23 protein-coding genes and 1 pseudogene are annotated in these 26,580 nt (G+C 72.1%); 10 read left to right on the top strand and 14 right to left on the bottom strand.

Annotation, left to right across the window (positions count from 1 at the left end):
• Window positions 1-76: 76 nt before the first annotated feature.
• The gene (locus tag ABD644_RS19835; RefSeq protein ID WP_344690783.1) at window positions 77-805 is read right to left on the bottom strand and encodes a prepilin peptidase; all 729 of its coding nucleotides are present in this window, start codon (window positions 803-805) and stop codon (window positions 77-79) included.
• 93 nt (window positions 806-898) lie between these two features.
• Between ABD644_RS19835 and ABD644_RS19830 the strand changes: the two genes are divergently transcribed.
• On the top strand, window positions 899-2,152 hold the full coding sequence (locus tag ABD644_RS19830; RefSeq protein ID WP_344690782.1) for an APC family permease: 1,254 nt from the start codon (window positions 899-901) through the stop codon (window positions 2,150-2,152).
• A 9-nt stretch (window positions 2,153-2,161) separates the two neighbouring features.
• Here the strand turns inward: ABD644_RS19830 and ABD644_RS19825 are convergent, their stop codons facing one another.
• From ABD644_RS19825 to ABD644_RS19815, 3 genes are read right to left on the bottom strand one after another with little or no spacing between them, the layout of a single operon-like run.
• Window positions 2,162-2,803 (bottom strand): response regulator, encoded by a 642-nt coding sequence (locus tag ABD644_RS19825; protein ID WP_344690781.1) that lies wholly within the window; start codon window positions 2,801-2,803, stop codon window positions 2,162-2,164.
• The gene (locus ABD644_RS19820) at window positions 2,800-4,818 is read right to left on the bottom strand and encodes a sensor histidine kinase (protein WP_344690780.1); all 2,019 of its coding nucleotides are present in this window, start codon (window positions 4,816-4,818) and stop codon (window positions 2,800-2,802) included. Before ABD644_RS19820 ends, ABD644_RS19825 begins: the two co-directional genes overlap by 4 nt.
• Before the next feature lie 48 nt (window positions 4,819-4,866).
• On the bottom strand, window positions 4,867-5,583 hold the full coding sequence (locus ABD644_RS19815) for a hypothetical protein (RefSeq protein WP_344690779.1): 717 nt from the start codon (window positions 5,581-5,583) through the stop codon (window positions 4,867-4,869).
• Window positions 5,584-5,767: 184 nt separating this feature from the next.
• Between ABD644_RS19815 and ABD644_RS19810 the strand changes: the two genes are divergently transcribed.
• Window positions 5,768-5,938 carry a DUF1059 domain-containing protein gene (locus ABD644_RS19810; RefSeq protein ID WP_344690778.1) on the top strand — a complete coding sequence of 57 codons (171 nt, stop codon included), beginning with the start codon at window positions 5,768-5,770 and terminating at the stop codon, window positions 5,936-5,938.
• 12 nt (window positions 5,939-5,950) lie between these two features.
• Here the strand turns inward: ABD644_RS19810 and ABD644_RS19805 are convergent, their stop codons facing one another.
• Both ABD644_RS19805 and ABD644_RS19800 read right to left on the bottom strand, forming a co-directional pair.
• Window positions 5,951-6,640, bottom strand: a complete 690-nt coding sequence (locus ABD644_RS19805) for a class F sortase (protein WP_344690777.1) — start codon at window positions 6,638-6,640, stop codon at window positions 5,951-5,953.
• An 84-nt stretch (window positions 6,641-6,724) separates the two neighbouring features.
• Complete coding sequence (locus ABD644_RS19800) at window positions 6,725-7,486, bottom strand: hypothetical protein (protein WP_344690776.1); 762 nt, start codon at window positions 7,484-7,486, stop codon at window positions 6,725-6,727.
• Between the two features lie 333 nt (window positions 7,487-7,819).
• Between ABD644_RS19800 and ABD644_RS19795 the strand changes: the two genes are divergently transcribed.
• From ABD644_RS19795 to ABD644_RS19780, 4 genes are all read left to right on the top strand, one after another.
• The gene (locus ABD644_RS19795; protein ID WP_344690775.1) at window positions 7,820-8,368 is read left to right on the top strand and encodes a copper resistance CopC family protein; all 549 of its coding nucleotides are present in this window, start codon (window positions 7,820-7,822) and stop codon (window positions 8,366-8,368) included.
• The gene (locus tag ABD644_RS19790; RefSeq protein WP_344690774.1) at window positions 8,365-9,726 is read left to right on the top strand and encodes a CopD family protein; all 1,362 of its coding nucleotides are present in this window, start codon (window positions 8,365-8,367) and stop codon (window positions 9,724-9,726) included. Before ABD644_RS19795 ends, ABD644_RS19790 begins: the two co-directional genes overlap by 4 nt.
• 162 nt (window positions 9,727-9,888) lie before the next feature.
• Entirely contained in the window at window positions 9,889-12,465 is a 2,577-nt protein-coding gene (locus ABD644_RS19785; protein WP_344690773.1) for an alkaline phosphatase family protein, read from the top strand.
• Between the two features lie 152 nt (window positions 12,466-12,617).
• Window positions 12,618-14,147, top strand: a complete 1,530-nt coding sequence (locus ABD644_RS19780; RefSeq protein WP_344690772.1) for a polysaccharide deacetylase family protein — start codon at window positions 12,618-12,620, stop codon at window positions 14,145-14,147.
• Window positions 14,148-14,169: 22 nt separating this feature from the next.
• On the opposite strand, the gene ABD644_RS19775 is transcribed toward ABD644_RS19780, so the two are convergent.
• Together ABD644_RS19775 and ABD644_RS19770 are read right to left on the bottom strand one after the other, a co-directional pair.
• Complete coding sequence (locus ABD644_RS19775; protein ID WP_344690771.1) at window positions 14,170-14,790, bottom strand: LURP-one-related family protein; 621 nt, start codon at window positions 14,788-14,790, stop codon at window positions 14,170-14,172.
• A 35-nt stretch (window positions 14,791-14,825) separates the two neighbouring features.
• Window positions 14,826-15,896 (bottom strand): maleylacetate reductase, encoded by a 1,071-nt coding sequence (locus ABD644_RS19770; RefSeq protein WP_344690769.1) that lies wholly within the window; start codon window positions 15,894-15,896, stop codon window positions 14,826-14,828.
• 382 nt (window positions 15,897-16,278) lie between these two features.
• Here ABD644_RS19770 and ABD644_RS19765 point away from each other — a divergent pair, with 382 nt between their 5' ends.
• Together ABD644_RS19765 and ABD644_RS19760 are read left to right on the top strand one after the other, a co-directional pair.
• A complete protein-coding gene (locus ABD644_RS19765; RefSeq protein ID WP_344690768.1) occupies window positions 16,279-16,698 on the top strand; it encodes a YciI family protein in 420 nt (139 codons plus the stop codon).
• Window positions 16,691-17,836 carry an RNA polymerase sigma factor gene (locus ABD644_RS19760; protein WP_344690767.1) on the top strand — a complete coding sequence of 382 codons (1,146 nt, stop codon included), beginning with the start codon at window positions 16,691-16,693 and terminating at the stop codon, window positions 17,834-17,836. The genes ABD644_RS19765 and ABD644_RS19760 overlap by 8 nt, the downstream gene beginning before the upstream one ends.
• 34 nt (window positions 17,837-17,870) lie before the next feature.
• On the opposite strand, the gene ABD644_RS19755 is transcribed toward ABD644_RS19760, so the two are convergent.
• The 3 genes from ABD644_RS19755 to ABD644_RS19745 all read right to left on the bottom strand — a co-directional run bounded on the left by ABD644_RS19755 (window position 17,871) and on the right by ABD644_RS19745 (window position 19,932).
• Window positions 17,871-18,380, bottom strand: a complete 510-nt coding sequence (locus ABD644_RS19755; RefSeq protein WP_344690766.1) for a GNAT family N-acetyltransferase — start codon at window positions 18,378-18,380, stop codon at window positions 17,871-17,873.
• A gap of 213 nt (window positions 18,381-18,593) precedes the next feature.
• Window positions 18,594-19,094, bottom strand: a complete 501-nt coding sequence (locus ABD644_RS19750) for an Rv1352/Rv1906c domain-containing protein (protein ID WP_344690765.1) — start codon at window positions 19,092-19,094, stop codon at window positions 18,594-18,596.
• Between the two features lie 295 nt (window positions 19,095-19,389).
• The gene (locus tag ABD644_RS19745; RefSeq protein ID WP_344690764.1) at window positions 19,390-19,932 is read right to left on the bottom strand and encodes a hypothetical protein; all 543 of its coding nucleotides are present in this window, start codon (window positions 19,930-19,932) and stop codon (window positions 19,390-19,392) included.
• A 640-nt stretch (window positions 19,933-20,572) separates the two neighbouring features.
• Here ABD644_RS19745 and ABD644_RS19740 point away from each other — a divergent pair.
• Window positions 20,573-21,745, top strand: a complete 1,173-nt coding sequence (locus ABD644_RS19740) for a PIN-like domain-containing protein (protein WP_344690763.1) — start codon at window positions 20,573-20,575, stop codon at window positions 21,743-21,745.
• 205 nt (window positions 21,746-21,950) lie between these two features.
• Here ABD644_RS19740 and ABD644_RS19735 read toward each other — a convergent pair whose 3' ends face one another.
• On the bottom strand, window positions 21,951-22,412 hold the full coding sequence (locus tag ABD644_RS19735) for a hypothetical protein (RefSeq protein ID WP_344690762.1): 462 nt from the start codon (window positions 22,410-22,412) through the stop codon (window positions 21,951-21,953).
• A 176-nt stretch (window positions 22,413-22,588) separates the two neighbouring features.
• Complete coding sequence (locus tag ABD644_RS19730) at window positions 22,589-23,023, bottom strand: hypothetical protein (protein WP_344690760.1); 435 nt, start codon at window positions 23,021-23,023, stop codon at window positions 22,589-22,591.
• A gap of 142 nt (window positions 23,024-23,165) precedes the next feature.
• Between ABD644_RS19730 and ABD644_RS19725 the strand changes: the two genes are divergently transcribed.
• Entirely contained in the window at window positions 23,166-23,720 is a 555-nt protein-coding gene (locus ABD644_RS19725; protein WP_344690759.1) for a hypothetical protein, read from the top strand.
• 445 nt (window positions 23,721-24,165) lie between these two features.
• On the opposite strand, the pseudogene ABD644_RS19720 reads toward ABD644_RS19725, so the two are convergent.
• Window positions 24,166-26,580 (bottom strand): annotated as a pseudogene (locus tag ABD644_RS19720) (P-loop NTPase fold protein); the annotation flags it as partial.

Raw genomic sequence — 26,580 nt, 5'->3', positions numbered from 1 at the left:
CCGTTCGGCGGACGCCGGCACGCCAAAAGGGTGACGATCCGGGCCTCTGCTCACTCACAGTGAGCAGAAATGACCCTCAGCGCAGGAGCAGGTCCGGCCAGCCGATCGCGACCGCGGCCCCGATCAGCATCGCCGGGCCGAAGGGCAGCTCCGCCCGCAGGCCGATCCGCCGTCCGGCGAGGAGGGCCAACGCCAGCAGCGCCTGCACGATGAAGCCCGCGGCGGCCCCGAGCACGACGGCGCCCCAGCCCACCCAGCCCAGGTACAGACCGAGCAGCGCGGCGAGCTTGACGTCGCCCATGCCCAGGCTGCGCGGCGAGATCAGGGCCAGGAACAGGAAGACGACGAACAGGACGCCGGCCGCCACGCCGGCGCGCAACAGCGCCGACCACTCCCCCGTACCGGCCGCGGCGACCGTCAGCAACACCGCGCCGACGGCGATCGAGGGCAGGACGACGCGGTTGGGCAGCACCCGGTGCTGCACGTCGACCACGGTCAGCAGCACCGCGGCACCGGCCAGGAACAGGAAGGCCGGCAGCTCCCAGGACAGGCCGATCCGCCAGGCGGTCAGCGCGAACAGGACGCCGGTGAGCACGGCGACGGATCCGGCCCGGCCCGCTCCCCCGCGATCACGGGGTCCGGGACGCGACTCGCCGTCCGCCGCCGCTGTGTCGCCTCCCGCACGCCGTGATCGCCGCGGGGGCCACGGGAAGCGGGCCGCGAGGCGGGCGACCAGGGCGCCGACGAGCACCCCGAGCACCGCCGCCGCGCCGACGCCCAGCGCGGTCACTCCGGCACCGGTCACACCGGGAGCACGGGGACGGCGGCAGGCACGCCGGTCACCTTCGCACAGCGACCGCGTGCGCCCCGGGAACCTGCGGTCTCGTACGGTTCGCCGGTGAGCACAGGCCCGGAACTGGCCCGTCGACTGGGCACCGGCGACGCCGTCGTGATCGGGCTGGGCTCGATGATCGGTGCCGGCCTCTTCGCCGCCTTCGCCCCGGCGGCCCGCGCGGCCGGGGCCGCCCTGCTCGTCGGACTGGCCGTGGCCGCCGTCGTCGCCTACTGCAACGCCACCGCGTCGGCCCAGCTGGCCGCCCAGTACCCGGCGTCGGGCGGTACCTACGTCTACGGCCGGGAGCGGCTCGGACCGTGGTGGGGGTTCCTCGCCGGCTGGGGCTTCGTCATCGGCAAGACCGCCAGCTGTGCGGCGATGGCGCTGACCTTCGCGGCCTACACCGTGCCGCCGGACTGGCAGCGGCCGGTCGCCGTCGCCGCGGTGCTCGCGCTGACCGCCGTCAACTACCGCGGGGTCACCCGCACGGCCGGCGCGACGCGGGCGATCGTGACGGTCGTCCTCGTGTGCCTCGCCGTCGCCGTGGCCGCGAGCCTCGTCGGCGGCGCCCCGGACGCCGGGCTCCTGACCGCCGGTACCGGCGGGGAGGGCTGGTACGGGGTGCTGCAGTCGGCCGGCCTGCTGTTCTTCGCGTTCGCCGGCTACGCCCGGATCGCGACGATGGGCGAGGAGGTGCGCGACCCGGCTCGGACCATCCCGCGCGCCATCCCGCTGGCACTCGGGCTGGCCGTGGCGGTGTACGCCCTCGTGGCGGTCACCCTGCTGCTGACCCTGGGCGCCGAGGGGATCGGCCGCTCCCGGGCCCCGCTGGCCGACGCCGTCGCCGCGGGCAGCTGGCACTGGGCCGAGCCGGTCGTGCGCGTCGGCGCCGCGGCGGCCGCCCTCGGTGCGCTGCTCGCGCTCGTCGCCGGCATCGGCCGGACCACCCTGGCGATGGCCCGCGAGGCCGACCTCCCCCGGTGGCTGGCCGCCGTCCACCCGCGGTACCGCGTGCCGCACCGGGCCGAGCTCGTCCTGGCCGCCCTGGTCTGCGGGCTGGTGCTCACCGTCGACCTGCGCGGTGCGATCGGGTTCTCGTCCTTCGGGGTGCTGCTGTACTACCTCGTCGCCAACGTGGCCGCGTACACCCAGCCGGCCGATCACCGGCGCTGGCCACGGGCGCTGCAGGTGGTCGGAGCTGTCGGCTGCCTGGTGCTGGTGGCGACCCTGCCGTGGCCGGCGGTCGCCGCCGGGACCGCGGTGTTCGCGGTGGGCGTGCTGTACCGGGCCGGCCGGCTGCGCCGCGCCCGGGCGTGACGCGGCCGGTCAGCCCGCACCGTTCTGCCGGACCCGCAGCATCGCCTGCCGGCGGTTGGTCACCTGCAGCTTCGCGAAGATGCTGCTCACGTGGTTGCGGACGGTGATCGGCGAGATGAACAGCGCCCGGCCGATCTCGGCGTTGGACAGCCCCTGGGCGAGCAGGGTCAGCACCTCCCGCTCGCGGGCGGAGAGCCCGTCGGGCAGGCCCGGCCCGGGCGCCGGCGCGGTGAAGAACGTGAGCATGCGGGCGGCCAGGTGCGGCCCGAAGACGGCGTGGCCCCGCGCCACGGCGCGCACGGCGCTGACGACCTGGTCGGGGTCGGCGCCCTTCACCAGGTAGCCCCCGGCCCCCGCGCGCAGCGCCGCGAAGACGCTCTCGTCGTCCTCGCTCATCGTCAGGACCAGGACCCGCGCGCGGGCGCCGCGCTCGGTCAGCCGGCGGGTGGCGACCAGGCCGCCCATGTCCGGCATGGCCAGGTCCATGACGACGACGTCCGGGTCGAGCTCCTCGGCCAGCCGCAGCGCCTCGGTGCCGGTGGCCGCCTCCCCCACGACCTCGAGGTCCGGTTCCCGGCTCAGCGTGAACCGGACGCCCTCCCGGAACATCGGGTGGTCGTCGGCGAGCAGCACGGTGACCGGCGCGCTCACGCGAGCACCTCGGTCTCGCCGACCTGCGCCGGCAGCCGCGCCTCCACCGTCGTCCCGCCGCCCGGCACGGAGTCGACGGCGAGGGTGCCGCCGAGCTCGTCGACGCGCTCCTTCATCGCCACCGTGCCCACCCCGGCCGGGCGGCCGGGGGCCGTGCCGGTGCCGGCGTCGCGGATCCGGAGGACGAGGTCCCCGTCGAGGGTGCGGACCGACACCTCGACCTCGTCGGTGCCGGCGTGGCGGGCCACGTTGTGCAGGGCCTCGGCACCGATCCGGTAGGCGGCGACCTCGACGGCGGCCGGCAGCCGGCCGGTCTCGGCGTCGGGGAACCGGGCACGCAGGCCCAGCGAGTCGGCGAGCTGCCGCAGCGCCCCGGTCAGGCCGAGCTCGTCGAGCGCCGGGGGGCGCAGGCCGTGGGCGACGCGCCGGACGGTGTCCAGCGCGTCCCGGGCGGCGTCCTGCAGCCGGGCGAGCCGGTCGGCGGCGGCGGCCGGATCGGTGTGCAGCAGCGACCGCACGGTGCCCAGCTGCATCGTCATCCCCGCGAGGGTCGGGCCGACGTCGTCGTGCAGGTCGCGGCGCAGCCGCCGGCGTTCCTCCTCGCGCGCGAGCACCAGCCGGGCACGGCCGGACCGCAGCGCGTCGGTGAGCAGCACCGCCTGCACCGCGACGCCCCCGTGGCGGCCGAGGTCGGCCAGCAGCCGGTGCTCGTCGGCGTGCAGCCGCCGACCGGGACCGGGCGCGACGGCGAGCGTGCCGACCGTCGTCGTCCCCGACACCAGGTCCGCGGCGACCTCGTCGCCGGCCGGCGGGCGGGCACCCCACTCGCCGGTGTGGCCGCCGGCGCGGGCGCACGCCCAGGGCACGCGCAGCGAGGCCGCGACCGCCCCGGCCAGCCCCTCGAGGACGGCGTCGGCGGTCGGTGCCCGGTGCGTCCGCTCCGCCAGCCGCTGCAGGGCCAGGTACGGGTCGCGCAGATCGCCGAACAGCAGCCGGTCCACCAGCCGCGCGAGCGCGTTCCGCAGCGGGTGCACGGCCAGGGCGGCACCGCCGGCGACGACGGCGACCCCGAAGACCGGCAGGTCCTGCCCGAGCAACCCGAGGAGACCTGCGACGAGCACGGCGAGCCCGCCGACCGCTGCGGTCAGGACGGTCCCGACGAAGGCCTGCCGGACCAGCATCGCCACGACCTGCGGGCGCCGGCCGAGCACCGTGGCGGTCAGCTCGGCGGCGAGCAGTGCCCCCGCCAGCACGTCGAGGACGTCGCTGACCTGGGGCAGCCAGGCGTGACCGACGACCACCAGCAGCACGAAGGTCGACGCGGCCAGGAGCACGCCCACGACCCGGACGCGCTCGTCGGGGCCGGCCCGGCGCAGGCGCACGACGTAGGCGGCCAGGCAGAGCACCAGCGGCACCTGCAGCAGCACGGTGTCCAGGCCCGCCAGCCACGACCCCACCTCCGGGGGGAGCACCCCCACGGGATTGGCCACCCCGCGGGCCGCCTCCGGCAGCGCCGTGTCCGGCCCCGTCGCGGGCCCGCGCACCGCGGCGAACGCGGCGAGCGCCAGGCACTGCACGGCGAGGATCGCGCCGACGAGCGGCCGCCACCGGCGGGACGGCAGCCGCCCGTCGGGGAGCAGCACGAGCACCAGCCACACGCCCACGGCGAGGAAGGCGGAGAAGCGGTCGGTCACCCACGCGGCCCAGGCGACGTCGGCCCCGCCGTCGACCGCCTGGCGGACCCACTGCTCGCTCACGGCGGCGGCCGCGAACAGCAGGGCCTCCCCCAGCACCAGCCATCCGAGCACCAGGGCCGGGCGAGCCCGGACCAGGAGCACCCCGGGGACCACCCACACGGCGGTGAGCAGGACCGGCTTGACCGGGAAGGGCTGCCCGCCGCCGGAGAGTGCGAGCCAGGCAGCGGCCGCGGCCGCGGCCAGAGCGACCGCGGCGGCGGCCGTCGCCACCACCGCGGTCGTGCGCCCGCTGCTCGGCTGCACGGTGCTCGGCTGCATGGTTGGGGAGTATGCGGTCGTCCGGCGGCCTGACCAGGTCTTCGCTCGTCAGGCCGCTGCGGCCGGCGCGCCGCGCCAGGCGGCGTCGGGCATCCGGAGCAGGTGCACCCCCATCCAGACCCAGGCGACGACGAGCAGCACGTGGGGGTCGACCGGGCCCAGCGACGGCAGCAGGAAGTCCCAGACGAGGAACGCGATCATCAGGACGACGGCGGTGCGCGGGACGGCGCGGGCGCGCCAGGCGGCGACGCCCAGCAGGACCAGCCCGAGGAAGCTGCCGATCAGGTGCGGCACCAGCGCCGTGGCCACGACACCGGGGTGGTCGACGAGCCCGTCGTTGAGCGCGACGGCGTCGTCCACGGACAGCACCGAGGGCGCGACGGTGCCCGAGACGTACCCCATCGCCAGGACGTTCGCGAAGCCCCACATGCCCCAGAGGACCAGCGGCGTGGCCACGGCGGTCAGCACCGGGGCACGGAACCGGCAGACGTGGGCGAGGCCGAGCAGGCCGATCGGCATCACCAGCGAGCTCAGCACGAGCGCCGTCTGCTCGAGGGTGTGCGCGGTGGCGTGCTCGGCTCCCCACGCGATCTGCTCGTCGAAGCCGATGTCCCCGGTGACCGCCGCGATCACCGCCTGCGGCAGCCCGTTGAGCAAGCCCGCGGCGATCAGTGCCAGGCCGGCGACGATGCGCAGCGCGCGGGAGAACGGCGGGGGCACGGCCGTGACCGGCGTGGGGGCGGGGTGAGCGTCGACGGTCGTCATGGGATGTCCTCGCGGGTGCTCGGGCGTTCGGTCCCGCCGATGCTCGCCGCAGGGACGTCGCCCGCACATGGTGCGGATGTCCCATTCGCGGTCCCGTTCACCACCGCCTGGTCATTTCCGGAACCGCGCGCCAGGCTGTGCACCGCGCAGGACGTCCTGCTGCTCGGTGAGCCTGGAGGAGACCATGAAGGAACTGAAGTGCCGCGACGCCGGATTCGACTGCGACGCCGTCGTCCACGGGGAGACGGTGGACGACGTCATGGCGCAGGCGGGGCCACACGCGAAAGAGGCCCACGGCGTCGACGTCACCCCGGAGATGGCCGGGCAGATCCGCGGCCTCGTGCGGGACGCCTGACCGGCCCGAGGATCAGGCCGGCGAGGTGCCGGTGAGGGTCGCGAAGACGATGACGTTGTCCTCGTAGCTGCCGGCGCCGGCGTCGAAGTCGCCCCCGCAGGTGATCAGCCGCAGCTGGGCGTCGTCGGTGTTGCCGTAGACGTCGATCGTCGGGAACTCGTCCTTGGGGTGGCGCTCGACCCGGTCGACGGTGAACACCGCCACCGACCCGTCGGCCCGGCTGACCTGGATCTCGTCGCCGGGCGCCACCGCGCCGAGGTCGAAGAAGACGCCGGGACCGTACTCGGCGGAGTCGACGTGGCCGAGGAGGACGGCGGGGCCCACCGCGCCGGGCGCGGGGCCGCGCTCGTACCAGCCGGCGCGGTCGTCGGCCTCCAGCGGAGGCACCGCGACGGTGCCGTCGGCGTTGAGGCCCAGGCGCATCAGGTCGCTGGAGACCCCGATCGCCGGGATGTCGACCCGCACCGGCGCCGCGACGTCGGCCGCCGGCGGTGCCTCGGCGGTGTCGGAGCCGCTGCCCGGGATGCTGTCGGCGGGCCGGTCGGAGGTCTGCGTCGGCGCGGACCGGGTGCCCGCGGCCGGCTGCGGGGCGGTCCGCTGCCCGGTGATGCCGACGACCAGTGCCGTGGCACCCACGACGACGAGGACGAGCGCGAGCACCAGCCACGTGCGCCGGCTCGGGTGGCGGGTCGGTTCGGTCACGGGATCGGTTCCCTCCGGTCAGCGGGTCGACGAGCGGGACCGCGCCGCGCGGGGGTCTGCCCCCCGCGCGGCGCGGTCGGTCGATCAGGCCTGGTCGGCCTGGCGACGGCGGTACGCCACCGCACCGGCGGCCGCGGCGCCCACCAGGGCGACGGCGCCGATGCCGAAGGCGGCCTCCTGCTCCATGCCGGCGGTGCTGCCACCACCGGTCTCGGCGCCACCGGCGGGCGTGGTGCCCATCTGGGCCGCCGCGAAGGAGCCGCACGCGGCGGGAGCCGTGGCCTCCATCGGCAGCGACGGGTCGAGGTCGCTCATGACGTCACCGTCGTAGGCGCCACTGCCGTCCTTGTCGACGCCGTGCAGGACGAGCACCGCGGTGCCGTTGTCGAAGGCCTCGTGCACGTCCTCGGTGACCTCGAAGGTGCGCTCGTAGGTGATCGTGCCGGTCGTCGGGAACCGGTCGATCGCCAGACCGCTGTCCGGGCTGGTGTCGCCCTCGGTCGTCAGCGACGAGCCGATGGCGCCGTAGTAGGGGGCACCCTCGGTGACGCTCACGAAGCCGTCGTCATCGGCGTCGTCGGCGTCGGTCGGGCAGGTGCCCTCGGCGCCGATGTGGAAGTGCTGGGCGTGCGGCGAGCCGTCCAGCAGGCCGGAGGCCTCGACGGTCACCGTGGCGGTGTTGCCGTCGAGGGTCACCATGCCGGTGCCGGTCACGCCGGAGGCGTTCAGCGCGCCGAGGTCGGCCTGGTAGCTGCCGCCGTCGGCGGCGGAGGCCGCGCTCATGCCCAGCAGGGGGAACGCAGCCGCAGCGAGCGCGATCGTGGGGAGTGCGAGTGCCTTGCGCAAGGTGTGCTCCTCGTGGTCGAGAGGTTCTGCCGGCGCCCGAGGGCGACGACATCGACAGCGGTTCGGAACCGCTCCCGGGATGGAGCCGGCGGACGCTCCGATGCGTCCGCCGTCGCCTGGGCCGAAGACCCGTGGAGCGAGCAGGTCCCCCAGCCGTTCTTGGACGCTGGCTCCCGCACGCTTCGAAGGACGTTCGCCTGCCGTGCCCCGTGCGGTTCATTTCCACACCACACAACTCGATCGTGTACATAACGGTTGTGTGACATCCATATCGGGCAGGAGTGCTCGGTGGCCGCACACAACCGGGACCGGGTCGACGCCCGAACACCTCTCATGCGCCGAACCCCGCACGTCGTGGGCCCTGGCCTCCCCCGGGTCCTCGCCGGGCTCGTCGCCGCGGCCCTGCTCCTGGTCGGCCCCGGCGCCACCGCAGCCCGGGCGCACGACTCCCTGGCCGGCTCCAGCCCCGCCGCGGGCGCCGTGCTGCCGACCCCGCCCGCGGACGTGACGCTCGAGTTCGCCGCGCCACCCCAGCCGCTGGGCACCCAGGTGCGGGTGACGGGCCCCGACGGCACCTCGGCATCCGAGGGGGAACCGGACGTGCGCGGCGCGACCGTCGTCCAGCCGCTGGCCGAGGCCCTCCCCGCGGGGGGCTACACGGTCCAGTGGCGGGTGACCTCGGCCGACGGGCATCCGATCTCCGGCACGTTCTCCTTCACCGCGACCGGCGGCGCTCCGCCGGTCGCGGCCGGCGCCGGCGACCTCCCCAGCGCGGGGGCCGACCCCGGCGGCACACCGTTCCCGTCGGTCTGGATCGCGGTGGGCGTCGTCGTCGCCGTCGGCGGGGCGCTGGTCGTGCGCCAGCTGCGCCGGGCGGCGTGACCGTCCTCGACCGGCCGCCGATCGCGCCGGACCGGGAGGACGCCGACGACGTCCGCCGTCCGATCCCGGGCGTCACCGTCGCGCTGTCGCTCGCCGGCCTCCTCGTCGTCCTCTCCGTCGCGCTCGCCGTGGGCGCCGGCGGACCGGCCTCGGGCGGGGCGCTCGTCGACCGGGTCCTGCCGGTCTCCCGGCTGGTCGGGAGGATCGCCGCGCTGGGCACCGTGGGCGCCCTCCTGTTCGCCGCCGTCCTCCGCCCCTCCGCCGCACCGCTCCCCGCCGGCTCCCGCGGCGCCCTCCGGGCGGCGTCGGTGTGGGCGACGGCCTGGGCCGCGGCGACGGCGGTCGCCGCCCTGCTGACGCTGAGCCAGCTCGTCGGCCCCGGTGCGATCACGCCCGCCGTGCTGTGGACCTTCGTGAGCGGGCTGCCCGCCGGCCGGGCGGCCCTCGTGGTGCTGGCTGTGTCGGTGCTGGTCGCCGCCCTGGCCCGCCGGAGCCGGAGCCCGGTCGGGGCCGGCGCGCTGCTGGTGCTGGCGGCGGCCGGTGTGGTCGTGCCCGCGGTCCTGACCGGGCACTCGGCCGAGGCCGACCACCACCTGCTCGCCGTGACCGGCCTCGGCCTGCACGTCCTCGCCGCGAGTCTCTGGGTCGGTGGCCTGCTGGCCCTGCTCGTGCACGGCCGGGGCCGCGACGACCTCGCGCCCGCGGCCACCCGCTTCAGCGCGGTGGCCCTGGCCTGCTTCGTGGCCACCGGGACGTCAGGCGTGCTGGCGGCCTGGCTGATCCTCGACGACCTCGGGCCGTCGGCGGTGCTCGCCAGCGGCTACGGGTGGCTGCTCGCCGCGAAGACGGCGGCGCTGACGCTGCTCGGGGTCATCGGCTGGTGGCACCGCCGCCGCACCCTGCCGCGACTGCGCGCCGGGCGGCCCGGCAGCTTCCGTCGGTTCGCCGCCGTGGAGGCCGGGGTGATGCTCGCGACCGTGGCCCTCGCGGTGGCCCTGTCGGCATCGCCGCCGCCCGCGGATGGGAGCGGGTCCGCTCCCCCGGCGGCCGCGACGGCACCGGCCCCGGCCTCCCCGGGCGTCGAGGACATGTCCGGCCACGACCACGGGGACCTCTCGGTGACCGTCCTCGTCGACGAGACCCGCTTCCACGTCTCCGCGCCGGTCGACGCCGGCTCCCGCGTCACCGTGCACAACGCGACCGCCACCGAGGTCACGATCACGGCGCAGGACGGTTCCTTCGACGTCGTGGTCCCCGGCCATGCCCTGATGACCTTCCCGGCACCCGACCAGCCGGGGGCCTACCGCTTCACCAGCCGCCACTCGTCGTCCTTCACCGGGGTCCTCGTCGTGCGGTGAGCGGCTGACCGGCGCATCTCCCCTGGTGCAGCGGGCACCGACTGCGCCCGAAGCGGTTGGCTCGCCCGCCCGGCGGTGGTACACACGCCGCACGGCGCGCCCCGTCGGCCTGCGGCAACCCTGCCGGCGAGCAGTCCACGGCGGCGGGCGGAGGAGACAGCTGTGGGCGGACGTCTGCTGCGCATGCTGATGGTGGCGGTCACGATGCTGGCACCGGCGCTCGTCGCCCCCGCCGCCGCGACGGCGGCCACCGGGGACGTGCTGCTCGTCGTCGCCGCTCCCACGGCGCCGACCACCGGCGAGAGCGCCGTCCGCACCCGGCTGATCGACGGCGGCAACACGGTCACCCTGGCCGACGACGACACCGTCACACCGGGTGCCGCGGCCGGGAAGGTCCTGGTGATCATCGGCCAGTCGGTCAACTCGAACGCGGCCGCGGTGAAGTCGCTGGCCTCGGTCACGGTGCCGGTCTGGGTGGCCAAGCCCTACCTGCTCGACGACTACGGGCTGACCGGGCGGACCGGCGGCACCGACTACGGCGACAAGTCCGGGGCCCAGCTGACCATCGCCGACCCCGCGCACCCGATGGCCGCCGGCCGCACCGGCACGGTGACGATCCAGTCCGGTGGCCGCCTGTCGTGGGGCCGCCCGGCCGCGTCCGCGACCGTCGTGGCCACGGCCGGGACCGATCCCTCGGTGTTCGTGATCGCGCCGGGTGCACCGCTGTTCTCCGGGGCGGCCGCCCCCGCCTGCCGGCTGACCTTCCCCCTGGTCGGCTCCGCGCCCACCACCTTCACCGCCACCGGATGGGCGCTCTTCGACGCCGCCGTCGCCTGGGGCAGCGCGAACTGCACCGCCGGGCCGCCGCCGGCCGACGACCCGCCGGCGGTGGCCGTCACGGCACCGACCGCCGGTTCGACCGTGTCGGGCACCGTCGAGCTGGCCGCGTCGGCCTCCGACGACGTCGGCGTCGCCTCGGTGCAGTTCGCCGTCGACGGCGCCACCGTCGGCACCGACACCACGGCGCCCTACTCGGTCGCGTGGAACTCCGGCAGCGTGGCCGCGGGCGATCACTCGGTCACCGCGACGGCGCAGGACTCGGCCGGGCAGACCACGACCTCCGACCCGGTCGCGGTCACCGTCGAGGCGGCCACGACGCCGACCGGCGAGGTGCTCTTCGTCGTCGCCGCTCCCGGCACGCTGACCGCGGGTGAGACCGCCGTCCGCACCCGGCTGCTCGGGCTCGGCTTCACCGTCGTCGTCGCCGACGACAACACGGTCGGCTCCGCGCAGGCCACCGGTGCGGCCTTCGTCCTGGTCAGCCACTCCGTCAGCTCGAACCTCGCCAACGTCCGGGCGCTGGCGGAGCTGTCGGTGCCCGCCTGGGTGGCCAAGCCGTGGCTGTTCGACGACTTCGGGCTGACCGGGCCCGTCGCCGGCACCGACTACGCCGACAAGCCGGTCACCCCGCTGACCATCGCCGCGCCCGACCACGCCATGGCGGCCGGGCGCACCGGCACGGTGACGTTCCAGTCGGGTGGCCGGCTCACCTACGGCCGCCCGACGGCGGCCGCGACGGTCGTCGCGCGGTCGGGCACCGACGCCACGATCTTCACGCTCTCCCCCGGCCAGCCGCAGGCCGACGGCCGGGCGGCCCCCGCCTGCCGGGTCACGTTCCCGCTGTGGGCCACCGGCCCGACGACGTTCACCGCCGACGCCTGGGCCCTGTTCGACGCGGCGGCACGCTGGACCGCGGGCGACTGCGCCGCCGGCCCGCCCCCGCCGGACCCCGAGCCCGGCGCGATCGAGCACGTCGTCCTGGTGTCCGTCGACGGACTCAACCCCGACGCCATCACCCAACTCGGCGCCACCGGCGCCCCGACGTTCTACCGGCTGATGGCCGACGGTGCCTGGACCCTCGACGCCCGGACGGTCTTCGAGGCGACCCAGACCCTGCCGAACCACACCTCGATGGTCACCAGCCGCCCGGTGACGGTCACCGGCGGGCACCGGGTGACGTTCAACGAGGACAACGGATCCACCGTGCACGCCGCCGCAGGGTTCTACTGCGCGAGCATCTTCGACCTCGTGCACGACGCCGGCGGGACGACGGCGCTCTACACGTCGAAGGCGAAGCTGGACTTCCTCGACCGGAGCTGGAACGCCACGAACGGCGCGGTGGACACCACCGGCGCCGACGACGGCCGCGACAAGATCGACATCTACCAGCGGGCCGCCGCGGCCACCATCACGGCGGCGCTGCAGGCCGCGCTGCGCACCGCCCCGGCGGACTTCAGCATGATCCACTACGCCGGGCCGGACGGGGTCGGCCACCAGTACGGGTACATGTCGGACCAGTACGTCGCCGAGGTGGCCCGGACCGACGGGTTCATCGGCGATCTGCTGGACACCATCGCCGCCGACCCGGACCTGGCCGCGCACACCGTGGTGATCGTGACCAGCGACCACGGCGGCCTCGGCACGAGCCATGCCGACGCCACCGCCGAGGTCAACTACACGGTGCCGTTCTTCGCGTGGGGGGCGGGCGTGAGCGACGGCGCCGACCTCTACGCGCTGAACCCCGACCGCGCGGACCCCGGCTCGGGGCGCCCGGCCTACGTCGCCGTCCCACCGGTGCGCAACGCCGAGGCGGGCAACCTCGCCGCCGACCTGCTGGGCTTCGGCCCGATCCCGGGCAGCCTGATCAACGCCGGCCTGTCGCTCGACCTGGCCTCGTAGGTGCCGCCGTCACGCCGTGCCGAGCACCCACTCGGCGGACGCCGGCTCGGGGCCGGTCGGCTCGGCCGGCATGACGAACGGCCCTGTCCGCTCTCGCTTCCGGCGCCGACCGTGAGGGCAATCGCATCGCGCGCGACCGAGAGGGTGGGGACATGAGGCGACCGCACGCGGGGCGGATCCTGCTCGTCGGACTGGTCGTCGTCGCGACGTCCCTGCTCGGCACCCCGGCCCAGGCCGCGCCGGACCCGGGCCCGCCCCCGAACCCGTTGGAGGAGGGACCCTGGCCCCCGTCGGAGGTGCTCGCCGTGGATCCCGCGACGGTCGACCCACCGCTGTCCGCGGCCGCCGCGATCTCCGACTGCCCCGCCGCCCCCTACGGCGTGCAGCGCACTGCGCCCGGATCGGGCCGGACGGTCGCGCTCACCTTCGACGACGGCCCGGGGGCGAGCACCGAGGCGATCCTGGCGATCCTGCGCCAGTACAACGTCACGGCGACGTTCTTCAACATCGGGGTCAACGAGACGGTGCGTCCCGCGCTGGTCCGGGCGGCCTACGACCAGGGCGTGCTCCTGGCCAACCACACCTGGTCGCACCCGGACATGTCGCGGGAGACGGCCGCGACGCAGGCCGCCGAGATGGACAACGCGAGCGCCCAGCAGGCCAGCGTCACCGGCCGGTACCCGTGCTTCTTCCGACCGCCCTACGGGACGACCAACGCCACGACCCTCAACCTGGCCCAGGCGCGCAACATGGCCGTCTTCAACTGGTCGGTCGACACCGAGGACTGGAAGGCCGCGGGGTCCGGCGACGCGTACTGGGTGAACCGGATCATCTCGCTCGCCCAGGGCGGCGGCAGCCAGACGCACCCGGTCGTGCTGCTGCACAACCAGCCGCGCGCCATGCCCGCCACGGTGGCCGCGCTGCCGACGATCATCGAGTTCTACCGCGACCGCGGGTACACCTTCGTCGATCTGGCCGGCCGGACGGCCGCCCCGCCCGCCCCGGTCGAGCGGCGGATCACCGGCGACTGGGACGGCAACGGCACCACCACGCCCGGGCTCGTGCGCGGCAACGTCTGGTACCTGCGCAACAGCAACTCGACCGGGCCGGCCGACATCGTGCTGGGCTACGGCCGGGCCGGTGACCGGGTCGTCACCGGCGACTGGGACGGCAACGGCACCACCACGCCGGGCATCGTGCGTGGCAACGTCTGGTACCTGCGCAACAGCAACACTTCGGGGCCGGGCGAGATCGGGTTCGGCTACGGCTGGTCCAGCGACCGGGTCGTCACCGGCGACTGGGACGGCGACGGCGACACCACCCCCGGGCTCGTGCGCGGCAACGTCTGGTACCTGCGCAACAGCAACACCACCGGGCCCGGCGAGATCGGCTTCGCCTACGGGAGGGCCAGCGACCGGGTCATCACCGGCGACTGGGACGGCGACGGCGACACCACGCCCGGCATCGTCCGCGAGAGCACCTGGTACCTGCGCAACAGCAACACCACCGGGCCCGGCGAGATCGGGTTCGGCTACGGGCGGGCCAGCGATGACGTCGTCACCGGCGACTGGGACGGCCTCAACGGGAACACCACCCCCGGCGTCGTCCGAGACACCACCTGGTACCTGCGCAACGCCAACAATGCCGGCCCCGGCGAGTGGGGCCTGATCTTCGCGCCCTGAGGCTCTCTGGCTCGGGAGCCGGTCAGCGGCTCTGCAGGGCGTCCAGGGCGACGGCCATGCTGGCGGCGACGCGGAAGTCCAGGCGGGGGTCGGGAACGGTCACCGTGTACCGGTCGCGGATCGCCTTCTGCCGCTCGCTGACCAGCACGACCTGGCCCGAGACGTCGTCGACGAAGTCGAAGTGGAAGACGAACGGCACCCAGACATCGCCGATGTAGGGGATGAAGTCCCAGATCCGGCGCAGGATCGCGATGACCGGCCGCCGTTCCTTCCCGACCGCGTTCAGCCCCGGCGCCGACAGGTTCCAGGTGGAGCGCAGCAGGCTGGCCCCGAACTGCTTGCTGAACGTGCCGAGGACGCGGCCCTGCTCGTCGTAGACGTCGTGCTCCGCGTGGACGTCGAGGCGCTGCCGGGCCTTGAACGAGAACACCGGGCGGCTCTTGGACTCGTCGGCGAAGAAGATGATCTCCTCCTTGAGCTTCATCCGCTTCTGCTCGGCGAAGGCCAGCAGGTGCCCCTCGCTGCCGTCGGGGGCGACGGCCCGGATCTCGTACCGGTTCACCATCACCGTGATGCGCTGCTTCACGTAGAAGGCGGGCACGACCATCGCGGCCGCGGGTCCGTGCTGGGAGGGATCGGTCATGCGGCCATCCTGGCCCATTCCCGCGGGCGGGAGGGTCACGTCCCGCCCGGCGGCTGCCCGGCCCACGCGGTCCGCAGCAACCGCTCGACCCCGTCCCGCGTGACCGGCGCGGGGTTGGCGTACGGGTTCGCGACCGCGAGGCCGGCGATCCGGGGGACGTCCTGCTCGGCCATGCCGAGCTCGCGCAGCGAGCGCGGGGCACCGAGCCGCCCGGCCAGCTCCCACAGGGCCCGGGCCGGATCGGCCGCACCGCCGAGTGCCCGCGAGAGCGCCGCGACGGCCGCCGGGACGGCGGGGGCGTTGTAGGCCAGCGCATGCGGCAGGACGACGGTGTGCGTCGCGGCGTGCGGGAGGTCCAGCGTGCCTCCGAGCGTGTGGCAGAGCTTGTGGTGCAGCGACATCGTCGTCGCACCGAGCACCGCCCCGCACAGCCAGGCGCCGTACTGCGCCTCGCTGCGCGCGTCGAGATCGGTGCCGTCGGCGACCACGCGCGGGAGCGACGCCGCAAGGGCCCGGGCGCCCTCCTCCGCCATCAGCGAGACGATCGGCGTCGCGTCGGGGGCGTAGAGGCCCTCGACGGCGTGCGCGATCGCGTTCATGCCGCTGGTGGCCGAGAGGTCCGGCGGCAGGCTGAGCGTCAGCTCCGGGTCGTAGACGACACTGCGCGGCAGCACCCGCGGGTCGCGCCCGGTGCGCTTCTGGCCGCCCTCGGTCAGCCCCCACACCGGCGTCATCTCCGAGCCCGCGTAGGTCGTGGGGACGGCGATCACCGGCAGCCCGTGCTCGAGGGCGATCGCCTTGCCCAGGCCCACGGCCGAGCCGCCGCCGACGGCGACGCAACCGTCGGCGCCCAGTTCCAGCGCGAGGTCGCGGGCGCGGGCGGCCACCTCGACCGGCACGTGCATCCGCGCCTCCGCGAGCACCCCGACCGCCCGCTCCCCCAGCGCCGCGGCGACGAGTTCGCCGGTGTCCCGCTGCTCCGGGGAGCAGAGCACCAGAACGCGCGACAGCCCCAGCGCGGCGACCTCGTCGGGGAGCTGCGCGATCGTGCCGGGGCCGACCACGACGCGCATCGGCAGCGCCTGGTAGGTGAAGGTGTAGGTCACAGCGGGCGGGCCTCCCCGGAGCTCACTCCCTGACGGGGTGTGAGCGAACCAACAGGGCGGCCATCACCGCCGGCCGGCGAGCGTATCGCTGTCGGCCCCGGCGCCCGTCAGGCAGGCGCTGGACTCGGCCGGTCGCCGTCGTCACCTGACCAGGTCCCGAGGAGCCGCCCGTCAGGGACGCCGTCTCCGCGTGGTTCCGGCACGGATGGGACGTCGACCGCGAGCAGGCGCTGGGGCTGCTGACCGATTCCTGGTGCTCACTGCTGGTCGACTGACAGATTCGTCGGAAGATGTCGCGGTCGGGATGTCGAGAACCCGCGCGCGGCTCCGTCCCCGACGTGAACACGGCCACCGAGGGCCGTACCTCACCAGGGAGAACACGATGGCCAAGTACCTGCTGCTCAAGCACTACCGGGGCGCCCCGGCGGCGGTCAACGACGTGCCGATGGACCGGTGGACGCCGGAGGAGATCTCCGACCACATCCAGTACATGAACGACTTCGCCACGCGGCTCGGGGAGACCGGTGAGTTCGTCGACGGGCAGGCGCTGTCCCCCGACGGGATGTGGGTCCGCTCCGACGGCGAGGGGCGCCCGCCGGTCACCGACGGCCCGTTCGCCGAGACCAAGGACCTGATCGCCGGCTGGATGGTCATCGACGTCGACAGCCGGGAGCGGGCGGTCGAGCTGGCCGGCGAGCTGTCCGCCGCACCGGGAGCGGGCGGGAAGCCGATCCACGAGTGGCTCGAGGTCCGTCCGTTCCTGGGCGAGGCGCCGACCATCTCCGAGTGTCACGGTGGATGAGGCCCAGCTGCGGACCCTCATCCCCACCGTGATCGGGGTCCTCGGCCGCCGCGGAGTCGACTTCGCGGCGGCCGAGGACGCCGTGCAGGACGCACTGGTCGAGGCCGTGCGCGTGTGGCCGGAGGACCCTCCGCGGGACCCGAAGGGCTGGCTGGTCGCCGTCGCTTGGCGCCGGTTCCTCGACGCGGCCCGTGCCGACACCTCCCGACGGCGGCGCGAGGTGCGCGTCGACGACGAGCCGACGCCGGGGGCAGGCGTGGAAGTGGACGACACGCTCCAGCTGTACTTCCTGTGCGCGCACCCGTCCCTGACCCCGGCGTCGGCGGTCGCTCTCACCCTGCGCGCGGTCGGCGGCCTGACCACCCGGCAGATCGCCCAGGCCTACCTCGTGCCCGAGGCGACCATGGCCCAGCGCATCAGCCGGGCCAAGCGGACCGTGTCGGGCGTCCGGTTCGACCAGCCCGGCGACGTCGCCACGGTGCTGCGCGTGCTCTACCTCGTCTTCAACGAGGGCTACTCCGGCGACGTCGACCTCGCCGCCGAGGCGATCCGGCTCGCTCGCCAGCTTGCGGCGCGGATCGATCACGAGGAGGTGGCGGGCCTGCTCGCCCTCATGCTGCTGCACCACGCGCGGCGTCCCGCCCGGACCCGCGCCGACGGCAGCCTCGTGCCGCTCGCCGAGCAGGACCGCACCCTGTGGGACACCCGGCTGATCGCCGAGGGCGTCGACGTGCTCCAGACCGCTCTGGCCCGCGACCGCCTGGGCGAGTTCCAGGCCCAGGCCGCCATCGCCGCCCTCCACGCCGACGCCCGGACGGCCGAGGAGACCGACTGGGTGCAGATCGTCGAGTGGTACGACGAGCTGGTGCGCCTCACCGACAGCCCGGTGGCCCGCCTGAACCGGGCCGTCGCGGTCGGCGAGGCCGACGGTCCGCGGGCCGGCCTGGCCGCCCTGGCGGGGCTCGACGCCAGCCTGCCCCGCCACACCGCCGTCGCGGCGTACCTGCACGAGCGCGACGGGAACCCGCGGACCGCGGCCCGGCTCTACGCCGAGGCCGCCCGCTCGGCGCCCAACCTCCCGGAACGCGACCACCTCACGCGGCAGGCCGCACGGCTCAACGCGCACCTGCGCGATTGAGCGGCGGCCGCGCTGGCGTGGCCAACCGAGCGGATCACCGAGTGGTCCGCACGCCGCGGACCATGCGGATCTCCCGCACCCCGCCCTCGACCTGGGCCGTCCCGTCGGCGACGAAGCCGTGCTTGCGGTAGAACGCCTGCGCACGTGGGTTCGGGTCGGCCACCCACAACGCCACCGACTCCGCCGGATCGACGACCGCGTCCAGCAGCGCCGGCCCAGCACCCGTGCCGTGGTCGGCCGCATGGACGTAGAGCACGTACAGCTGCCGCGCCCACGCCACCCCGGCGTCCAGGGGCGGGCCTGACATGGCGATCCCCACGAGCTCGCCATCCCGCTCGGCGACAGCCGAGCGGTTCTCGCGATACCGCTCGTCGGTCAGCGCGGCGGTCCAGAACCGCTCCCGGGCAGCCAGGAAGCCCGGGGCGTCGAGTACCGCGTCCGACACGAGTCCCCGATAGGTCTCCTGCCAGCACCGCACGTTCACCCGCGCCATCTGCGCGACGTCCCCGACCCGAGCCGGGCGAACAGTCGGCGAGGAACCCACCGCCCGGATCGTAGGGGCCCGCGGACCCCATGACCGCGGGTCAGCGGCGGACGACGGACGAGTCGGCCTGTATGCCGGGTTCTGTCCAGCAGGGGGCGGCTGACCAGCGCAACCGCCCCTGGCTGGCGGCTCGAGCCGGGAAGGCGCTACCCAACGATTCCCGTCGGCTCCCCGTGCTTGTCGCCATCCTGTGCCCCCGATCCCCGGTCTTGGCTACTGCTTGACGAAGTCGGGGCACCCACGGTTCTCGAAGTCCTGCCCCTCGGAGAGGGTGACGGTCGGGAACCCGCCTTCGACGTTGTCGTTCGCCTCGATGTCGCTGCCGTTGGTGCCGGACCGGTAGATGCCCCAGTAGCACCGGGCCGCGACCGGCTCGTCGGTCCGGTAGGTCCCCGGCTCCACATCGACTCCGACCGTCCAGATGCCTACGCCGATGGTGGACACTGCAATCCGTTGTTCTTCGGCGGTGACAGCCTGCTCGCGAGCGGCAATCTCGGCTTCGCGCTCGGCAAGATCCCCGGCCCTCTGGGCGTAGACGTCCCTGGCCCGCTGGTACTCACCAGCGCGCGCTTCGGCGTCCTCGGCGCGGATCTGTACAGCGCGGTACTCGTCTGACGCCGTCGGGTCCTGGAGGGCGACGGCGACGAGCCACCCGATCAGGAGTCCAGCAACCAGGGTGGCCACCGGCAGCAGCCACGAGCGCAGGCGATTCATTGCTCGCGCTCCTTCCGGTACCGATGCGAGCCGCTGCAGCCGGCGAGCACGGCGGTGACAGCGAGCAGTGACCGAGCGGTGACTCTTCGCACGGTCGCAGCCTCGCACCGGGGAGCGCGGTCTTTAGCGCGCCGCGCCGGTCCAGACGCGACGCACCGCCCCAAGGGGTGGCACGTTGGGGGCTCGGTCGTCGTGCACTGGCTCCGGCGCTGGCGTGGCCCACGGCATGGCCGGCCGACGGTCGTTTGTCCTCTTGTGGTCTGGAGCGGCGTAGCTCCCGCTGCGAGGGTCGAAATCAGCCGGCGCTGAACAAACTCAGCGCTTCCACCTGCTCGTCGGTCAGGAGCAGCCGCCGGTTCGTGGGCTCCGGATAGATCTCGGCCTCGGTCCAATGCCGGTTCCGAACGCTCGACGCCGTGCCAACCAGCCTTCCGCGTGCGAGTAGGTCGTCCCGCAACGTCCGAGCGTCGAACAGGTAGACAGCGTCGATGCGCCAAGGCCGCGTCCGACCACGAGAGCTCGCAGCCGCGCCGACTGGGCCGGTCATCACGAGGTAGTCGTCCAGATCCTCGGACGCCGTCATGTCCAGCAGGCCTTCCCGCTGCAGGTACCACTTCACGTTCACTGTTCGCCCCTTCAGAGGGGCAGAACAGAACCGACCGTCGATGGCAGTCTCGGACGCTGACGACTCGAGCTTGATGTCGAAGATCTGGGCGGCGACCCACTCCCCCAGGTGGCCCGAGGTCATGGGTCGGTCGATGACCTCGGCGATCTGGAGGTCGATCTCATTCCGCTCCTTCAGCAGCTCCGCGATCCGCAGCAGGACGTCGTGCTCCATGCGGCCAGTGTGGCCGGAGCAGGCGGTGAGTGTCTCCGCTGTGGTGAGAGTCCGACGGACGAGACCAGAGAGCCCCGACCGGGCGTGCGCTCTCAGACGACGACCGGAAGGCCGCCGTCCGACTCGATGGTTGTCGGAGCTGCGGACTCCGTGCGGACTGACGCCGTCCGCCGACCCATAGCGGAGTTCAGCGGCGGGCGACGGACGAGTCGGCCTGTACGCCGGGGATTGTCGAGGGGGTGTCGGCAGTCGTTGGTCGACTTCGAATTGGCGGGCTGACCTGCACTTTTTCAATTGGTCCGCATTGGTTGCTGTTGACCGTTTGCGGACAAGTTGCGGACTCTGTGCGGACTGGACGGCGTGCCGACGACGCCCCGCCGTGAGACGACGACTGTCCCTGAGGGCGGCTTCAGGGACGGGCATGACGCAGCTGCGCACGTCTCCCGGGCTCTGTGGCGGGCTCCGGCGACGGGCCCGGGGAGGCGCAGCCAGTGCGGAGCAGGACGCCAACACGCGCATAGAGCAGATGTCTGCAGCCATTGCGGTCAACGTGTTGACCAACCGGCACGCTCGGCCACGCGATGTGCGATACACACTGACTGTGCATGAGTCGGAAAAGCCTGGCCGCAGCCTCGGGGGGTTGTTCGACGACCTGGGCGCATGGAGGCCGCCGCCAGCGGACGGCAAGAGCGAAGCGTTGGCCCAAGGGCTCGTGGCACTCGACGCGAATGTCCTGCTGAACCTCTACCGCTTCGGCGCGGTGGCGCGGGGAGATTTGATCGGCGTGCTCCAAAGGATCGGCGAGCGCCTCTTCGTGCCTCATCAGGCGGCCCTGGAGTTCGCCCGCAATCGCCTCAAGGTCGCGCTCGACACGCGGGAGGAACTCAACACCGGCGCGAGCCAAGCCAAGAAGCGACTCAAAGAACTCAGTGACAACCTGCTCGGGCTTATGCGCCGCACGGGAGTCCCAACCGAGCAGTTCGAGGCGGTGCTTAGTGGACTGGCCTCCGCTAGCGAGCAGGTCGAGAAGATGCTGACGGAAGCGCTGGCGGACCGTACCTGGGCCGACAATCCGTCGTCTTCCTCGGATCCAGTCCTGCCCCTGGTAGAGGCACTGCTCAACGGAAAAGTGGGCCCCTGCTACCCGGCAGAACTCGAGGCGGGACTTCGAAAGCAGGCAATAGAGCGTGGGAGGAAACTCGTCCCGCCAGGTTGGGCGGACTTCGAGAACAAGGCTGACGCGTCCGGCGACTTCCTACTTTGGCGGCAGGTTATGGACGAGGCGAAGCGCCGAGGACTGGCCGTCCTTCTCGTGTCCGAGGAACGAAAAGAGGACTGGCTGTACAAGGTCAAGAACATCACCGTCGGCGCGCTCCCTGCCATGATGCGGGAAATGCGCGAGGAAGCGGGGGTCGACTTCTATCTCACGGATGTCAGCGGATTGCTGCACCTAGCTCCGAGGGTTCTCTCTGCACCGGTGTCGGAGGAAGCAGTTAGAGAGGCGCAGGTCGAAAGGCTCAGCGACGACTTAGTCGAGGGGATGGAATCGTACGAGGTACCGACGGCAGGCAGTCCCGAGAGCATGTACGTGGTGCTCTCAGAATTCGCTGGAGTAAATGATCGTGCCGGCCGGGGAGTTACGCGGGATGAGGCGCGTCAGATCGCGAAGAAGGCAGGCATGGATCCCCGAGGCACTGCGGGCTACTACTCCATGGATCCTCCCCTATTGATCACAGGGGAGGATGGCAATCGCTGGATTACGGACACTGGTCGGGAACGCCTGCGCCGCCTGTCGCGTCTCATCGCCGAATGACACGGCTCGAAGACGGCGACGCATGGACCGGACCATTGCGGCAGGTCGCCCCATGGTTGGTCGCTTAGGGGCATTGGTCCTCGGAAGCTAGATCCGCCCATAGTCCCGGGCTCGATGAGCGCACAACCAGCGGTCGCCGCAGGCCGCGCGTGGGACGTGCCTTGATCACCACGTCTCGCGCTCCAGGAGTCTCGCGCGCCGGACTTCAGGTCGTAGCGCGGTGTTCGGTGGCTAGACGCTGTAGTTGCAGGAGGGCTTCGATGGACTGCCGGAGCCAAAGCGGCTTCGATGTGTCCGCCATTGCGGTTAGCAATTCGTCAGTCGACTCGGCGTACTCCGCGTAAGACATCGGCACCCGATCGGGACCCAGCGCCGCAATCAAGGCCCGCGCCTCAGCACCTAGACGTGCTACCTCCTGCGGATCCTGCGCACCGCCGCGAGTCAGGTTGGCCGCGAGGCGCAAGAGCAGCTCGATTTCGAGGCGGTGCTGGTCTGCCTGCTGCCCCGACGCCCGGTCGGCCTCGGCGCGTCGATCCGCTGCCGCGCGGTCCGCCGCTGCACGCCGATCTGCAGCTCTGTTGCCGTAGACCGCGATCGCCAGAGCCGCCAAGACGCCAATGGCGGTGACGCTGACTGCGATGATCTGGACGACTTCCCCAGTGGTCATGGCTCTTGCTTACCGAATAGCTCTGACACCTGCCCACATGCCGTCAGAGTGAAGGCTTTCCTAGCCAACCGCTCACAGACAGATCGAGGCGTCCCAATGTCTGCCCTGGTCGGCGTTTGGACAGCTCAAGCGTCCGACGTCATGAGCCATCCCGCCGCAGCTCAACGTCCAGCGATCTATTTTTCGGGCCTGTCGAGAGCGTAGAAGAGCCCATCGTCGCCGAATTCCAGGTAGCTGCTTGCGTCCGTATTGACGTGCACGTCGCCGCCGTGCGGATGCCGTCGCAGCGAGCCGTCGGGCTCGAGCACTCCGGCCTCATCGGCCACTACCGTCCCGACTGCCATGAAGACGCGACCGTCGTGCTGGGTCACCTCTCCGGCCCAAACACCAGCGATGAGCAGAAAACCGCCCTCGGCGATCGCAAACCTCCCGGAGGCGGCTCCCTGCACAGTGATAGAGCCGCCAGCCTCGATGGCGAAGTCTCCTCCAGTGGCGCCCTGGACGACGAGCGTGCCGCGGACGGTACCGCCAGCCTCAACGGAGCCCTGGACCGTGAGGGATGTCTCGACGTTAAGGGCCTCCTTGACAGAGCCCTGGATGACTCGGGACACGCGCGCACCTCGATTCGCTCGTTGAAAAGGACCGGGATGCACGTTAGGCGCAGGTACCGACAATCCCCGGCCCCCCTGACTGCGAGCGGTTTCGGTCGAGGAACTGCTCGCTATCCGCGTCGGCCACGCCCATGATCAAGTTGTGGAGGAGTTGTTCGAGACGCTGAGCTTCCGGCTGTTGGACCAACCGCTCCTGTCCCCGCCGCCGCGTAACCTTGCCGAGGGCGAGGCGGTCGTCATCGCGCGTTGGATCGGGCCGCAGTGGGGCGCGCTGTTGTCCGTCATCAATTCAGGTCCGGACGAAGACGACGGCGAGCTCACGGTCCACTTGGACGCGACCGGCTACCGACGTGTCCCCGGTGGCTGGCGGGAGAGCCTCAGCAGCGGAGGCACCAACTGGTGGACCACCGAGACGCCGCTACTCCGGCGTCCTGAGATGCACGCCCGTGCCTGGACGCTCCACCACTTCCACGTCAGCTCGCATGATGGCCTGGAGGCGCACTGGGCGATCGGAGTAGCCGGCGACGCGGCGGCCTGGGTCGAGGTGACCGACGTGGACGGGCCTGTCCGGCAGCCGCTCGAGGCGCCCCTCGGTTCCTTCGTCGTCGCCTGGAACGGTGTCGGGCCAGCGACAGTCGAACTCTTTGACCGGCCGGGAAGTAGCCTCGGACGTATCGGGCTTCCTCGTGTCCCTTAGTGGGCCGCTTGAGGACACGCGCGTCTCTCCATCAAGGCGCCGCGGACAGGGCTTCGTCCGCAGGGCCGTCGGGGTGTAGACCGTCCTCATGGCCGTCACCTGCCACGTATGTCAGCAGCCGATCCGTCCAGGCCGTAAGGGTGTTCGCTACGAAGGCACCGCCCGGAAGGACGCCGCGCCCAAGACGTGGGAATGGGGGCCGGTGCCAGTCCATGAGGAGTGCCGGACTCGACTGGAATTCCCTCAGGACGCCGAAATTGGCTCGGACAGCCCTCTCTTCGCCGCCTGGGAATACCGGCCAGGCTGACATCAAATTTTCTACATGGGGCGACGTCTCTCTGATCCGCGTCGGAGATCGTCATGCCTGCTGTTGGCGGCAGCATAATCGCGAGGCACCCGACCCGCGCCCAGGCCCGGACCGATCAGCTAACGTTGATGACGCCAGTCACAACAACTTCACAAGGAGTCGGTCCTGCAACCGCTTCTTCGACGTTTTGCACAGCCCTGCCTGTTCTAATTGTTCGAAGACCGCACGGTGAGCGTCGTCAAATGGCACCTCAAACTCCGTCTGTTCACGCGTCGACAGATTCCTATATGGCTCGCCGAGCTCAACTAGCGTGGCAACAATGTCCGCCGGCGTCGGCGACGCCATTTGAAGCAAGCGGAGCGTGACGTCGCGCGCCTCGGGACCCGTTGCCGCCACGCGGAGGATCTCGTGGACAGGCAGTGTGACTCCTTGGGCGACCGCGAAACTGGCCGCCGCAGTAAGGGCGGCAGCGTCGTCGCCTGGCACGAACTCGCCCAGCCGGCCGACGATCTGGGCGCCGACCTTGTCGCGAACCCTCGGGCTGTCGAAAATCTGCGCGACCATCCCGTCGACCAACTCTGGGGCGACTGAGCCTTTGAAGTACTCGGACGCGACGATGGCCGGCTCCAAGGCGCTCCAGCCAGCGGCGTGAAACTGACTGAACGTTTCAGCGTCGTCCTCGACGATCCCGTTTGTGATGAGGAGGGTGAGGAGCTCTCCGCCCTCGGGCTGCAGCTGCGCAGCCGGAAGCGGGCCGTCGATGTCGAGGGAACGGACGAGCGAGACCCGGTCCCGCGCAGCCGGGATCGTGTCGCTGGCATTCAGGATGGCGACAGCAGCAGCGACCTTGTGGTCCGGTACAGCTTCGTCGCCCTCGAGGACTTCATTGTCCGGTTCAACTTCGATCGCGCCGGCAGCGAGCAGCAGTTGGGCAAGTTGTTCGTCGATTGCGCCAACCTCAGCCCGATACGCCTCCATGTTGAAGATCGACGCGCGGAAAAGCCGTGCGGCGGCCAGAGCCGACCAAGTCGACGACGGGACAGCCGCGATCCTGTCCAGGGCACTGCCAGGTGCGGCGGCAGAGACGAGCTCGTCCATGTGTTCGTCGGACCACGTGCCGGCGACGTCCGCCAGCACTGCTCGCAGCGTGTCGGCCGTCTCGACTGTGTGCTCGGTGTTGCCGTCGCCCGTGACCGCGGCTAGGTATCGACCCGGGTTGGCGAGGCAGTACTCGTAGACCACATCATTTTCACGGACCTGGTCGAGGCTAATCGTGCGCGGCGCACCCAGCGCCGCGTACAGGTTGGGTGCGGTCAGCTGGTAGAGGCTTTGGGCCACTAGCTGCGCGCGGAGGGTCTCGTGAACTGTTGAGAGATCCGCGACGAGGATGTCAGCGCGCTCGACGAGAGCGACGACCGTTTGAACCCGTGCGTCGTCCTGCGCTGACGTGAACGTAGGCATCTCCTTGTAGTGCTCGCTGATGAACTCGGCCGCATCCGACCCGAGGTCGTAGCCCTGCGTCCCCGCACCGCTCAGCGCAGCATCAAAAAGACCCACGCGAGCGTCGTCAGGAACGTCCTCGTCTTGGGCCAGATAGGTGAAGATCTTGCGCCACCCGCGAGCGCTCAGCTGCGCCGCCAGAAGCGATCGCTGTTTTCCGGCGGAGAGGTACGCCGCAAGGAACTCGCGTGCCTGGTCGTCGAAGCTTGAAACCATCCGGGCAACGACGTTGTCTGCCAGGTCGCGCCGGTGCTCGAGGAGGAAGTCGACGACAGCAACGTTGTACGCGCTGACCGAGTGAGTGAAGTCTTCGCTCGTCTCGGACAGGAGATTCTCGATCGCGCCCGAACTCTCGAATCTGTAGTCGATGTCCATCGTGTTTGTCTGCACGCTCTGCACGATGAACGTCGCCACGTCCACCCCGGTGAAGTCGCCGTAGAACTGCGCGGCGTAGAGCGCGAAGTTCCGGTCGAGATAACCACGTCTGACCAGATCTCGCGCCAGATCTGACTTCATCGTGCGGTCGACCAGTTGACGAAATGTCTGATCGACCGTCTCGAAGACATCAGTGGCGTCGGCCCCCGTAGTGGTCTCGCCGACGGGTGCGGGTTTGATCGGGATCTTCACTGTGAGTTCGAACTCGCCGGCCGCAGTTAGAGCGCTGAAGTCCGCACCGCGAAGGAAAGCGATGTCCTGATCGATCTTCCCGATCTGGGCGCGGAGGTCGTCCTCGTCGATGCTGTCCCAGCGGCTGGCATCCAGTGCCTCGGGGAACAGTCCGGCGAACTGCTCACCAGCCAGCGTCATAAACACGGTGCCGTCAGCATCGGGATCAGGGGTGAGCTGCAGGCCCACGCTGCCGGTGTCGGCCACGGCTGCCCAGAAGGACGGCTTAGACGCTTCCGCGGCGTTAAGCCCGGTTTGACGGGACTGCCCCCAGTTCAGTTGACTCCTTGCCTGTGAGGCTGCGGCCTCGCTGGAAGGATCAGCATCGTGCCCAAGCCGTATCCGGCGGAGTTCCGTCGTGACGTGATCGCGGTGGCCCGCAAGAGC

This window comes from Blastococcus jejuensis (genome assembly GCF_039534705.1).
In the GTDB taxonomy this organism is placed as follows: Bacteria; Actinomycetota; Actinomycetes; order Mycobacteriales; family Geodermatophilaceae; genus Blastococcus_B; species Blastococcus_B jejuensis.
Note: the sequence above shows the minus strand (reverse complement) of the source record. Positions and strands in the feature narration are given on the sequence as shown.